Genomic DNA, 11861 nt, shown 5'->3' with positions numbered 1-11861 from the left:
AGACGTCAGATATCTCCACTAAGCCCGGAGGTCCTCCCCACAATCAACAACCGTCACCAACGTGTCTGCCGAGTACAGCTAGTCGCTGGGATCGGGCAACACGCGCAGGTGTCCGCGGCGCCGTCCGGAGCGATGCTCGGGCGGTGCCAGCAGGCTGCTGCTGGGCGCGGTGGCCTGCGACCCGCCGTGATGGATGTGCGCGTCGGCGAACCCGTTCACGGGCGTGGCCGCGTACGGCGCGCCGCGATCGCCGCCCTCGCGCACCGCGTCGGCGAGGGCGACCAAGTCGTCCTCGTCAGGGTGGGTGGGCTCAGAAACGAGGGGGCCGGCATGACGCACCAGCTCCCACCCGCGGGGAGCGGTGATCCGACCGGCATGGTTGACGCACAAATCCCAGGAATGCGGTTCCCGCGCGGTCGCCAACGGACCGACGACTGCCGTCGAGTCCGAATAGACGAACGTCAGGGTCGCCACGGCGTAGTGCGGGCACCCGGGCCGGCAACAGCGACGGGGAACGTTCACGCTCGAAAGGCTATCGTGCGCAAACGCCGCCGAAGCGCCGGACACGCGCAACTCCCGGGCCCTCGATGTGCAACCGTTACCATCGGCGCGTGGGCGATTCGCGCAGCTCCCCGCGAAGAGATCGGTTTTCCGACGGTTCGACTCCGCGGCGAACCGCTACCCATCGGCTCTTCCGCAGGGGCCGCGATATGCGCGGCCCGCTGTTGCCCCCGACCGTGCCGGGGTGGCGCAGCCGCGCCGAACGGTTCGACATGGCGGTGCTGGAGGCCTACGAGCCCATCGAGCGGAGTTGGCAGGAGCGGCTGACCGAACTGGACGTGGCGGTCGACGAGATTCCGCGCATCTCGGCCAAGGATCCCGAGAGCGTGCAGTGGCCACCCGAGGTGATCGCCGATGGGCCGATCCCGCTGGCGCGGTTGATCCCGGCCGGCGTCGACGTCCGCGGCAACTCCACGCGGGCGCGAATTGTGTTGTTCCGCAAGCCAATTGAGCGACGGGCCAAAGACACCGTCGAACTCGGCGACCTGCTACACGAAATCCTGGTGGCCCAGGTCGCCATCTACCTCGACGTTGAGCCGTCGGTCATCGATCCGACGATCGACGACGAGTAACTTCTCCGTCCGCGTCGCGCGTAGAGCGCTGGAGGCTTAACGCTCGGCGCGCGTTGCGATCAGAGTGCGTCAGATTATGCCGCGCTTGAGGCGGCGGCGCTCGCGTTCGGACAAACCGCCCCAGATACCGAAGCGCTCGTCGTGCTCGAGGGCGTACTCGAGGCACTCGTGACGCACCTCGCAACCCAGGCAGATCTTCTTCGCCTCGCGGGTGGAACCGCCCTTCTCGGGGAAGAAGGCTTCGGGGTCGGTCTGGGCGCACAGCGCGCGGTCCTGCCACTGGTCGGCGGCCGGCTCCGGCAGGGGCTCGGGCTCGAAAGCGATTGGCGCATCAGGAACCACGGTCAAATGGGGCCGAGCGGGGCGGTCCAGCGCGGGGTCGATGTCGGTGTGCGGCGTGCTCGCCATGGCGCCTCGAAAAGTTTCGTAAGACATACGGTCGTCCGCCTCCTCAGCTTGATTGAGAGAGTGTGATTGTTTTCCCACTGTTCTGATGTACAGACAATTCGAACAAGTGATCGAATCTCGGTCTGCGACACCGGAGTCGGCCGGCCAACCGGGAAATGACACTGTTGTGATTAGACACGGGTTGACCTGCCGGGTCAAGCACTTCGGCGCATTTCCATACCATCTCGTGATCGAATTTCGGCGTTTCTGTTGTTTTGGGCCTTCGGCGTGTCGATCACAGGGCCCTCAACTTTCCCACAAGTTGCCCACAACCGCTGGGGAACCGCAACTTTGAGGCACCCCCGATGGGCCCGTCGCAGCACCGCGGCCGGGCAGTACTGTCGTGCAATGTGAAGGTCACCGTTCTGGTCGGTGGGGTTGGCGGCGCCCGCTTCCTGCTGGGGGTTCAACAGCTGTTCGGGCTCGGTCAATTTCAGTCGCAACGGCGCCCGGACACCGAGGCCGGCAGTCACGAGCTGGCGGCGATCGTCAACATTGGCGATGACGCCTGGATCCACGGACTGCGCGTCTGCCCCGATTTGGACACCTGCATGTACACCTTAGGTGGAGGTGTAGATCCGGAGCGAGGGTGGGGGCACCGCAACGAAACTTGGCACGCCAAAGAGGAATTGGCGCGCTACGGCGTGCAGCCGGACTGGTTCGGACTCGGCGACCGCGACCTCGGCACCCACCTGGTGCGCACCCAGATGCTCAACGCCGGCTACCCCCTGTCGCAGATCACCACCGCGCTGTGCGACCGCTGGCAACCCGGCGCGCGGCTGCTGCCCGCCAGCGACGACCGGTGCGAGACCCACGTGGTGATAACCGATCCCGACGACGGCAGCCGGCGGGCCATCCACTTCCAGGAGTGGTGGGTGCGCTACCGGGCCCAGGTGCCCACGCACAGCTTCGCGTTCGTCGGCGCCGAAAAGGCGGCCGCCACAACTGATGCCACGGCGGCCATCGCGGACGCCGACGTCATCCTGCTGGCGCCGTCGAACCCGGTGGTGAGCGTCGGCGCCATCCTGGCCGTGCCCGGCATCCGCGGCGCGTTGCGTGCGGCGCGCGCACCGATCGTCGGCTACTCGCCGATCATCGGCGGAAAGCCCTTGCGCGGCATGGCCGATGCCTGCCTGTCGGTGATCGGGGTCGAGTCGACCGCCGAGGCGGTCGGCCGCCACTACGGCGCGCGCCGCGACACCGGCATCCTGGACGGCTGGCTGGTGAGCGAGGACGACCGCGCCGACGTCGACGGCGTCACGGTGCGCTCGGTGCCGCTGGTGATGACCGACCCGGCGGCGACGGCCGAGATGGTCCGGGCCGGGCTCGACCTGGCGGGGGTGAGCCCGTGACCCGCGCCGGCGACGATGCAGAGCACAGCGATGCGAAGGAGCGGCGCCGATGACTCCTGCGCCCGGCGAGCACGGCAGCGCCGCCGCCATCGAAATCCTGCCCGTCGCCGGGCTGCCCGAGTTCCGGCCCGGCGACGATCTGGGCGCGGCCGTCGCCGCGGCCGCGCCGTGGCTGCGCGACGGTGACGTCGTCGTGGTCACCAGCAAGGCGGTGTCCAAGTGTGAGGGCCGGCTGGTGCCGGCGCCGCGGGATCCCGAGCAGCGCGACGAACTGAGGCGCAAGCTGGTCGACGACGAAGCCGTCCGGGTGCTCGCCCGCAAGGGCCGAACCCTGATCACCGAGAACCGGATCGGTGTGGTGCAGGCCGCCGCGGGCGTGGACGGATCCAACGTCGGCCGCGACGAACTGGCGCTGCTGCCGGTCGACCCGGACGGCAGCGCCGCGGCCTTGCGCGCCGGGCTGCGCGAGCGGCTCGGCGTCGAGGTCGCCGTGGTCATCACCGACACGATGGGCCGCGCCTGGCGCAACGGCCAGACCGACGCGGCCGTGGGCGCGGCGGGTCTGGCTGTGCTGCACGGCTATTCGGGGGCCGTCGATCAGCACGGCAACGAGCTGCTGGTCACCGAGGTCGCGATCGCCGACGAGATCGCCGCGGCCGCCGATCTGGTGAAGGGCAAGCTGACCGCGATGCCGGTGGCGGTGGTGCGCGGCCTGTCCGTGACCGACGACGGCTCGACCGCGCGGCAGTTGCTGCGGCCGGGCACCGAGGACCTGTTCTGGCTCGGCACCGCCGAGGCCCTGGAGATGGGCCGGCGCGAGGCGCAGCTGCTGCGCCGATCGGTGCGCCGGTTCAGCGCCGAGCCGGTCCCCGCCGATCTGCTTCAGGCCGCCGTCGCCGAGGCGCTGACCGCACCGGCGCCGCACCACACCCGGCCGGTGCGGTTCGTCTGGCTGCATACCCCGGCCACCCGGACCCGGCTGCTGGACCGCATGAAGGACAAGTGGCGCGCCGACCTCGCCGGTGACGGCCGGCCCGCCGACTCCATCGACCGCCGGGTGGCGCGCGGCCAGATCCTCTACGACGCACCCGAAGTCGTCATCCCGATCCTGGTGCCCGACGGCGCCCACGCCTATCCCGATGCCGCCCGCACCGACGCCGAGCACACCATGTTCACCGTCGCGGTCGGCGCGGCCGTACAGGCCCTGCTGGTCGCGCTGGCGGTGCGCGGGCTGGGCAGCTGCTGGATCGGCTCGACGATCTTCGCCGCCGACCTGGTGCGCGCCGAGCTCGAGTTGCCCGCCGACTGGGAGCCGTTGGGCGCCATCGCCATCGGCTATGCCGCCGAACCGGCCGGGCCGCGCGATCCGGCAGACCCCGGTGATCTGCTGATCCGCAGGTAATACTGAGCCCATGAAGTTCGCGGGCAAGGCGACGGCCTCGGCCGACAAGGTCCGCGGCGGTTACTACACCCCCGCGCCGGTGGCCCGCTTCGTGGCCGGCTGGGTGCGCGCGGCGGGTCCCAAGATCGTCGAACCCTCCTGCGGCGACGGCGCCATCCTGCGCGAGCTGGCCCGGCTCAGCGACCAGGTGCGGGGCGTCGAGCTGATCGCCGACGAGGCGGCCAGGTCCCGCCGGTTCGCACCCGTCGACGCCCAGAGCCTGTTCGCCTGGCTCGCCACCGCCGAGGCCGGCGGCTGGGACGGGGTCGCCGGCAACCCGCCCTACATCCGGTTCGGCAACTGGCCGTCGCCGCAGCGCGATCCGGCGCTGGAGCTGATGCGGCGCGTGGGCCTGCGCCCCACCCGGCTCACCAACGCGTGGGTGCCGTTCGTGGTGGCGAGCACCGTGCTGGCGCGCGACGGCGGACGGGTGGGGCTGGTGCTGCCGGCCGAGCTGCTACAGGTCAGCTACGCCGCGCAGCTGCGCGACTTCCTGCTGAGCCGGTTCCGCGAGATCACCCTGCTGACCTTCGAGCGCCTCGTGTTCGACGGCGTCCTGCAGGAGGTCGTGTTGTTCTGCGGCGTCGTCGGCACCGGCCCCGCGCGCATCCGCACGGTCCACCTGACGGACGCCGACGCCCTGGCCGGGGCCGACCTGGACGTCGAAGCGGCGCCGGCGCTCCTGCACGAGGACGAGAAGTGGACCAAGTACTTTCTGGACCCCGCCGCGATCCGGCTGCTGCGCGCGCTCAGAAGGTCGGGCAGCCTGACCCGGCTCGGGTCGGTCGCCGAGGTCGACGTCGGCATCGTGACCGGACGCAACGCCTTCTTCACGTTCACCGACGCCCGGGCCGGCGAGCTGAAGGTGCGGCCGCACTGCGTCCCGCTGGTCTCGCGCAGCGCCCAGCTGTCCGGGCTGGTCTACGACACCGATTGCCGGGCAAGCGATCTCGCCGCCGGGCAGCGCTGCTGGCTGCTCAACGCGCCCCGCGAACCGGACGATCCGGCGTTGAGGGCGCACGTCCGCGCCGGCGAGGCGGCCGGGGTGCACCGCGGCTACAAGTGCTCGATCCGCAAGCCGTGGTGGGTCACGCCGTCGCTGTGGGTGCCCGACCTTTTCCTGCTGCGCCAGGTCCACCAAGCGCCGCGTCTGACCGTCAACGCCACCGCGGCCACGAGCACCGACACCGTGCACCGGGTGCGCCTGACCGCCCCGGTCGAGCCGGCCGCGCTGGCCGCCGCGTTCCACAACAGCGTGACGTTCGCCTTCGCCGAGATCATGGGCCGCAGCTACGGCGGCGGCGTCCTGGAGCTCGAGCCCCGCGAGGCCGAGCAGCTGCCGATTCCCCCGCCGGCACATGCCGATGCCGAACTCGCCTGCGATGTGGACTTGCTGCTGAAGGCCAACGAGATCGAAAAGGCGCTCGACGTCGTCGACCGCCGCGTGCTGATCGACGGCCTGGGCCTGCCCGCCGACGCGGTGGCGGACTGCCGCGCGGCGTGGGTGTCGTTGCGGGATCGGCGGAAACGGCGGGGGTCACGATGAGCGTGCGGGAATCGGCGATCGCCGTGCTGTCCGACTGGGAGCCCTCCGACCCGGCCCAGGATTCGTTGCGGCACGCCGTGTTGGCGTTCGTGCACGCCCGCGCCGACGCGTGCCTACGCGAGTGCGTGCCCGGCCATGTCACCGCGTCGGCGCTGGTGCTCGACCACACCGGCAGCCAGGTGCTGCTGACCCTGCATCCCCGCGTGGGCCGGTGGGTGCAGCTGGGCGGCCACTGCGACGACGCGGACACCGACGTCCTCGCGGCGGCGCTGCGCGAGGCCACCGAGGAGTCCGGGATCGACGGGCTGCGCATCGGGCCCCGACTGGCCGCGGTGCACGTGCATCCGGTGACCTGCTCGCTGGGCGTGCCGACCCGCCATCTGGACCTGCAGTTCGTCGCGCACGCGCCGGCCGGCGCGCAGATCGCGATCAGCGACGAGTCCGACGACCTGCGATGGTGGCCCGCCGACGCCCTGCCGGAGGGGACGGATCACGCGCTGGCCTATTTAGTGTCGCGGGCGACGCGAGCGTGACAGCGGCGTCACGTTCGACGTCGAGCGTGACTGTGGCGTCACGTTCGGCGGCGAAAAGGCCGCAGCTAGACGTCGGACGAGTACCGGATGCCGCCGTCGGGAATGGACACGCCGGGCCACACCCGGGCGCCGCGCAACAACTCGCAGCGCGCCCCGATGTCGGCGCCGTCGCCGATCACGCCGTCGCGGATCAGCGCTCGGGGGCCGATGCGCGCGCCGAAGCCGATGATCGAGCGCTCGATCACGCTGCCGGCCTCGACCTTGACGCCGTCGAAGATGACCGCGCCGTCCAGCCGGGTGCCCGGGCCGATCTCGGCGCCCCGCCCGACGACCGTGCCGCCGATCAGCACCGCGCCCGGCGACACCGCGGCGCCGTCGTGCACCAACTGCTCGCCGCGGTGGCCGTGCAGCGCCGGCGACGGGGCGATGCCGCGCACCAGATCCGCCGAGCCGCGCACGAAGTCCTCGGGCGTGCCCATGTCGCGCCAGTAGCTGGCGTCGACGTAGCCGCACACCTTCACGCCGGGGTCGGACAGCAGCGCGGGGAACACCTCGCGTTCCACCGAGACCTCCCGGCCGCGCGGAATCCGGTCGATCACCTGCCGGGAGAAGACGTAGGTGCCGGCGTTGATCTGGTCGGTCGGCGGGTCCTGCGTCTTCTCCACGAAGGCGGTGACCCGGCCGTTGTCGTCGGTGGTCACGCAGCCGAACGCCCGCGGGTCGCCGACCCGCACCAGGTGCAGGGTGACGTCGGACTGCTGGGCGCAGTGGAAGTCCAGCATCTGGCCCAGGTCGCACCCGGAGAGCACGTCGCCGTTGAACACCATCACGGTGTCGTGCCGCAGGTGCCCGGCGACGTTGGCGATGCCGCCGCCGGTGCCCAGCGGGTGCTCCTCGGTGACGTAGTCGATCTGCAGGCCCAGCTTGGAGCCGTCGCCGAACTCCGCCTCGAACACCCCGGCCTGATACGACGTGCTGAGGATGACGTGCTCGATGCCGGCCGCGGCGACCCGCGAGAGCAGATGCGTGAGGAACGGCAGCCCCGCGGTGGGCAGCATGGGCTTGGGCGCCGACAGGGTCAGCGGCCGCAGCCGGGTGCCCTTGCCGCCGACCAGGATCACCACATCGACTTCTGGACTTGCCACCTCAGTGTCGCCCTTCTACCAGTTTCCGCCGGCCGGAGGTGCGCAGCGCGCTGCGCACCATCAGGCGGGATCGCACCGCCAGCGAGGCGCGCAGGATCCAGCGCAGCGGAGCGCGCAGCCAACCGGAATGCCGGTCGGCCAGGAACATATACGTGCTCTTGTGGTGGGCGGCCAGGTGGTTGGCCGGATCCCCGCCGGTGGAGTGGCCCTTGTGGTGCAGCACCTCCGCCGACGGGACGTAGACGGACAGCCAGCCGGCCTTGCCGAGCCGGTCGCCGAGGTCGACGTCCTCCATGTACATGAAGTAGCGCTCGTCGAACCCGCCGATCTCGCCGAACGCCGCGCGGCGCACCAGCAGGCACGAACCCGACAGCCAGCCCACCGGCCGCTCGCTGGGCTCCAGCCGCTCCTGGCGGTACGCCGCCGACCACGGGTTGCGCTTCCAGAACGGCCCGACGACCGCGTGCATGCCGCCGCGGATCAGGCTGGGCAGGTGCCGCGCCGACGGATACACCGACCCGTCGGGATCGCGAACCAGCGGGCCCAGCGCGCCGGCGCGCGGCCAGCGCGAGGCGGCGTCCAGCAGTTCGTCGATGCTGCCCGGGCCCCACTGCACGTCCGGGTTGGCCACGATGACCCAGTCGTCGTCGCGGTCCAGCTGGGCGACGGCGCGATTCACCGCGGTCCCGTAACCCAGGTTGGCTCCGGTGTGGAACAGCCGGACGTTGGGATAGCGCTCGACGGCGGCCTCGGGGGTGCCGTCGGTGGAGCCGTTGTCGGCCAGCAGCACGCACACCTCGCGTTCGGTTGCCAGCGACAGCGAGGCCAGGAAGCGCTCCAGGTGCGGGCCCGGTGAATAGGTCACCGTCACGACCGGCAGGACGTCAGTCACGCGTAGAGGGTAACGGTCGATCGGCCGCAACAGCGCCAGCAACGTTGCTTGGAGAGGCGGCCAGGGCCGCGACAAGCGCAGGGCGCCAAGGCCTCAGCGGCCGCATCCCCGCCGCCACGGACTGGCCGCTGGACAGCGCGGAGTAGGCCGGCCGGGGCGCGGGGCGGGGGAAGTGGTCGGTGGTGACCGGTCGCACCCGCTCCGGATCGGCGCCGCACTCCTCGAAGACGGCGCGGGCCTGTTCGAACCGCGAGCAGGCGCCCTCGTTCGCGGCGTGCAGGATCGGACCGGGCACACCAGAGTCGACGATCTGCAGCAGCGCGGCGGCCAGGTCGCCGACGTAGGTCGGGGAGCCGGTCTGGTCGTTGACCACGTCCACCGGGCCGTCCCCGGCGGCCAGCCGGCGCATGACGGCGACGAAGTCTTTGCCGGTGCCACCGGTGTAGACCCAGGCGGTGCGGACCACGACCGCCTCCGGCAGCGCCGCCAGCACGGCCCGCTCCCCGGCGAGCTTGCTGCGGGCGTACACACTCTGCGGCGCGGTTTGATCGGTGGGCTCATACGGCCGGGGCGCCGCGCCGCCGAAGTCCCCGTTGAACACGTAGTCGGTGGAGACGTGGACCAGTTGCGCGCCGGCCCGTGCGCAGGCGCGGGCGATGTGCCCGGGTCCGGCTTCGTTGACCGCGAACGCGCCGGCCTCGTCGCTCTCGGCGCCGTCGACGTTGGTGTAGGCCGCGCAGTTGATCACCACGTCGCCGGGCTGCACGATGCGCTCGGCGGCCGCGGGGTCGGTGATGTCCCACTGCGACGACGTGAGCGCCAGGGCGTCGCGGCCCTGACTTGCGGTGAGCGCGGTCAAATATCCGCCCAGCTGCCCGCCGGCGCCGGCGATCACGATCCTGCCTGACATGGTTCGAGTTTGGCATGGCGCGAAATCCACGGCCCAAGCCCGGGGCACGCGGGGCTTCGCTACCCGTGAAGCTCCTGTGTCGCAAGTAATGTAGTGGGATGCCTGTGCAACGTGTGGTTCGTGTGATTGCCACCGCGCTGACGCTCGCGGTCGTCGTCGGCACCGGGATCGCGTGGAGCAACGTCCGTTCTTTCGAAGACGGCATCTTTCACATGTCCGCGCCCTCGCTGGGCAAGGGCGGCGACGACGGCGCGATCGACATCCTGCTGGTCGGGCTGGACAGCCGCACCGACGCGCACGGCAACCCGTTGTCGCAGGAGGAACTGGACACGCTGAAGGCCGGCGACGAGGAAGCCACCAACACCGACACGATCATCCTGATCCGCATTCCCAACAACGGGAAGTCGGCCACCGCGATCTCGATCCCGCGCGACTCCTACGTCGCCGCCCCGGGCCTGGGTAAGACCAAGATCAACGGCGTCTACGGCCAGACCCGCGAGGCCAAGCGCACCGCCCTGGTCAAGGCCGGCGCGTCGGCCACCGAGGCGGCGGCCCAGGGCACGGAGGCCGGCCGCGAGGCGCTGATCAAGACCGTCGCCGACCTCACCGGCGTCACCGTCGACCACTACGCCGAGATCGGCCTGCTCGGCTTCTCGCTGATCACCGACGCCCTCGGCGGCGTCGACGTCTGCCTCAAGGAGCCGGTGTTCGAACCGCTTTCGGGCGCCGACTTCCCAGCCGGCCCGCAGCGACTCAACGGCCCCGAAGCGCTCAGCTTCGTGCGTCAGCGCCACGAGCTGCCGCGCGGCGACCTGGACCGGGTGGTGCGCCAGCAGGTGGTGATGGCCTCGCTGGCCCACCGGGTGATCTCCGGCAAGACGCTGTCCAGCCCCGCCACGGTCAAGCGGCTGGAGGCCGCCGTCCAGCGCTCGGTGGTGATCTCCGCGGGCTGGGATGTCATGGATTTCGTGCAGCAGATGCAGAAACTGGCCGGCGGCAACGTCGCCTTCGCCACCATCCCGGTGCTCGACGGCGCCGGTTGGAGCGACGACGGCATGCAGAGCGTGGTGCGGCTGGATCCGCATCAGGTCGCCGACTGGGTGGGTGGCCTGCTGCACGATCAGGAGCAGGGCAAGACCGAGGAGATCGCCTACACGCCGGCGAAGACCACCGCCAGCGTCCTCAACGACACCGACATCAACGGCCTCGCCTCGGCCGTGTCAGACGTGTTGAGCTCCAAGGGGTTTGCCACGGGTACGGTGGGCAACAACGAGAGCGGGCACGTCAAGGCCAGCCAGGTGCGCGCCGCCAAGAGCGACGACCTGGGGGCGAAGGAGGTCTCCAAGGAATTGGGTGGGCTGCCGGTGGTCGCCGACACCTCGCTGGCGCCGGGTGCGGTGCGGGTGGTGCTGGCCAACGACTACAGCGGCCCGGGCTCGGGCCTGTCCGGCGGCCCGGAGGTCATGCCGGCCAAGGTGTCCACCGCCGGCGCGGTGGCGGCCGACCCCAAGGTTCCCGCGCCCTCGCCGATCCTGACCGCCGGCTCCGACAAGCCGGAGTGCATCAACTGACCACGCTGAGCGGGGCCATCCTCGATCCGATGCTGCGGGCCGATCCGGTGGGTCCGCGCATCACCTACTACGACGACGCCACCGGCGAGCGCATCGAACTGTCCGGTGTGACGCTGGCCAACTGGGCCGCCAAGACGGGCAACCTGCTGCGCGACGAGTTGGGCGCCGGACCGGGCAGCCGGGTGGCGATCCTGTTGCCCGCGCACTGGCAGACGGCGGCCGTGCTGTTCGGGGTGTGGTGGATCGGCGCCGAGGCGGTGCTGGCGGGCCCGGCCGACCTCGCGCTGTGCACGGCGCAGCGCCTGGACGAGGCGGACGACGCGGTCGGAGGCGGCGAGGTGGCGGTGCTGTCGCTGGATCCGTTCGGCCGCCCGGCGCCCGACCTGCCGATCGGCGTGACGGACTACGCCACCGCGGTGCGGGTGCACGGCGACCAGATCGTGCCCGAACCGAGCCCGGGCCCCGCGCTGGCCGGGCGATCGGTCGAGGACGTGCTGGCCGATTGCCAAAGCTCCGCGGCCGCAAGGGGTTTGACGTCGAGCGACCGGGTGCTCTCCGGCGCGGCGTGGCCGGGGCCCGCCGAGCTGGTGGACGGCCTGCTGGCGATCATGGCGGTCGGCGGCTCGCTGGTGCAGGTGGCCAACGCCGACCCGGCCGGGCAACAGCGCCGCATCGAGACCGAAAAAGTCACCAGGGTCCTGTAGGCCCCTCCCCTTCCCCTCCGCGAGCGTGTGTATCTGTACGGCGACACGTCGTACACGGCGTACAACTGGTACAACTGCGCACCCTCGCGCTGGGCTCTGGCGCCGGCGCCTCTTGGATTCATATTGATATCGCTATATTTCGATGTTAACGTCGTGCAAGCATGGGCTTAACGCTTCAGACGATAGG

The 11861-nt window shown here is 70.9% G+C and carries 12 protein-coding genes; 7 read left to right on the top strand and 5 right to left on the bottom strand.

The genetic code is table 11. The features are described from left to right. Nucleotides 1-78: 78 nt before the first annotated feature. Complete coding sequence (locus ACYQ8K_RS19090; RefSeq protein WP_459971396.1) at nucleotides 79-522, bottom strand: DUF3499 domain-containing protein; 444 nt, start codon at nucleotides 520-522, stop codon at nucleotides 79-81. A 188-nt stretch (nucleotides 523-710) separates the two neighbouring features. On the opposite strand from ACYQ8K_RS19090, the gene ACYQ8K_RS19085 reads away from it, so the two are divergent. Beyond that, on the top strand, nucleotides 711-1133 hold the full coding sequence (locus ACYQ8K_RS19085; RefSeq protein WP_459971394.1) for a metallopeptidase family protein: 423 nt from the start codon (nucleotides 711-713) through the stop codon (nucleotides 1131-1133). Between the two features lie 69 nt (nucleotides 1134-1202). Here the strand turns inward: ACYQ8K_RS19085 and ACYQ8K_RS19080 are convergent, their stop codons facing one another. After that, a complete protein-coding gene (locus ACYQ8K_RS19080) occupies nucleotides 1203-1541 on the bottom strand; it encodes a WhiB family transcriptional regulator (RefSeq protein WP_064954875.1) in 339 nt (112 codons plus the stop codon). 389 nt (nucleotides 1542-1930) lie between these two features. On the opposite strand from ACYQ8K_RS19080, the gene cofD reads away from it, so the two are divergent. The 4 genes from cofD to ACYQ8K_RS19060 are packed head-to-tail and all read left to right on the top strand — an operon-like array spanning nucleotide 1931 to nucleotide 6452. Further along, complete coding sequence (cofD, locus tag ACYQ8K_RS19075) at nucleotides 1931-2932, top strand: 2-phospho-L-lactate transferase (RefSeq protein WP_459971392.1); 1002 nt, start codon at nucleotides 1931-1933, stop codon at nucleotides 2930-2932. A 49-nt stretch (nucleotides 2933-2981) separates the two neighbouring features. Further along, on the top strand, nucleotides 2982-4334 hold the full coding sequence (locus ACYQ8K_RS19070; protein WP_459971391.1) for a coenzyme F420-0:L-glutamate ligase: 1353 nt from the start codon (nucleotides 2982-2984) through the stop codon (nucleotides 4332-4334). Nucleotides 4335-4344: 10 nt separating this feature from the next. Next, the gene (locus ACYQ8K_RS19065) at nucleotides 4345-5919 is read left to right on the top strand and encodes an Eco57I restriction-modification methylase domain-containing protein (protein ID WP_459971389.1); all 1575 of its coding nucleotides are present in this window, start codon (nucleotides 4345-4347) and stop codon (nucleotides 5917-5919) included. Continuing rightward, the gene (locus tag ACYQ8K_RS19060) at nucleotides 5916-6452 is read left to right on the top strand and encodes an NUDIX hydrolase (protein ID WP_459971387.1); all 537 of its coding nucleotides are present in this window, start codon (nucleotides 5916-5918) and stop codon (nucleotides 6450-6452) included. Before ACYQ8K_RS19065 ends, ACYQ8K_RS19060 begins: the two co-directional genes overlap by 4 nt. Before the next feature lie 65 nt (nucleotides 6453-6517). Here ACYQ8K_RS19060 and manB read toward each other — a convergent pair whose 3' ends face one another. Genes manB through rfbD form a run of 3 tightly spaced genes read right to left on the bottom strand, consistent with a single transcriptional unit; the run spans nucleotide 6518 to nucleotide 9399 of the window. Continuing rightward, complete coding sequence (manB, locus tag ACYQ8K_RS19055) at nucleotides 6518-7597, bottom strand: mannose-1-phosphate guanylyltransferase (protein ID WP_459971386.1); 1080 nt, start codon at nucleotides 7595-7597, stop codon at nucleotides 6518-6520. 1 nt (nucleotide 7598) lies between these two features. Further along, nucleotides 7599-8489 (bottom strand): glycosyltransferase family 2 protein, encoded by an 891-nt coding sequence (locus tag ACYQ8K_RS19050; protein ID WP_459971384.1) that lies wholly within the window; start codon nucleotides 8487-8489, stop codon nucleotides 7599-7601. Next, nucleotides 8482-9399 (bottom strand): dTDP-4-dehydrorhamnose reductase, encoded by a 918-nt coding sequence (rfbD, locus tag ACYQ8K_RS19045; RefSeq protein ID WP_459971382.1) that lies wholly within the window; start codon nucleotides 9397-9399, stop codon nucleotides 8482-8484. Before rfbD ends, ACYQ8K_RS19050 begins: the two co-directional genes overlap by 8 nt. Before the next feature lie 98 nt (nucleotides 9400-9497). Between rfbD and ACYQ8K_RS19040 the strand changes: the two genes are divergently transcribed. Next, nucleotides 9498-10970, top strand: a complete 1473-nt coding sequence (locus tag ACYQ8K_RS19040) for an LCP family protein (protein ID WP_459971380.1) — start codon at nucleotides 9498-9500, stop codon at nucleotides 10968-10970. Continuing rightward, the gene (locus ACYQ8K_RS19035) at nucleotides 10958-11674 is read left to right on the top strand and encodes a TIGR03089 family protein (RefSeq protein ID WP_459971378.1); all 717 of its coding nucleotides are present in this window, start codon (nucleotides 10958-10960) and stop codon (nucleotides 11672-11674) included. Before ACYQ8K_RS19040 ends, ACYQ8K_RS19035 begins: the two co-directional genes overlap by 13 nt. Nucleotides 11675-11861 lie beyond the last annotated feature (187 nt).

It is taken from the genome of Mycobacterium sp. MUNTM1 (assembly GCF_054660795.1).
This window is presented reverse-complemented; position numbering and strand designations above follow the sequence as displayed.

What these genes read in the sequence shown, in the direction of transcription:
- ACYQ8K_RS19060 (WP_459971387.1), top strand. Translation starts at nt 5,916, where the DNA reads ATGAGCGTGCGGGAATCGGCGATCGCCGTGCTGTCCGACTGGGAGCCC.
- ACYQ8K_RS19065 (WP_459971389.1), top strand. Translation starts at nt 4,345, where the DNA reads ATGAAGTTCGCGGGCAAGGCGACGGCCTCGGCCGACAAGGTCCGCGGC.
- rfbD (WP_459971382.1), bottom strand. Translation starts at nt 9,399, where the DNA reads ATGTCAGGCAGGATCGTGATCGCCGGCGCCGGCGGGCAGCTGGGCGGA.
- ACYQ8K_RS19085 (WP_459971394.1), top strand. Translation starts at nt 711, where the DNA reads ATGCGCGGCCCGCTGTTGCCCCCGACCGTGCCGGGGTGGCGCAGCCGC.
- ACYQ8K_RS19040 (WP_459971380.1), top strand. Translation starts at nt 9,498, where the DNA reads ATGCCTGTGCAACGTGTGGTTCGTGTGATTGCCACCGCGCTGACGCTC.
- ACYQ8K_RS19070 (WP_459971391.1), top strand. Translation starts at nt 2,982, where the DNA reads ATGACTCCTGCGCCCGGCGAGCACGGCAGCGCCGCCGCCATCGAAATC.
- ACYQ8K_RS19080 (WP_064954875.1), bottom strand. Translation starts at nt 1,541, where the DNA reads ATGGCGAGCACGCCGCACACCGACATCGACCCCGCGCTGGACCGCCCC.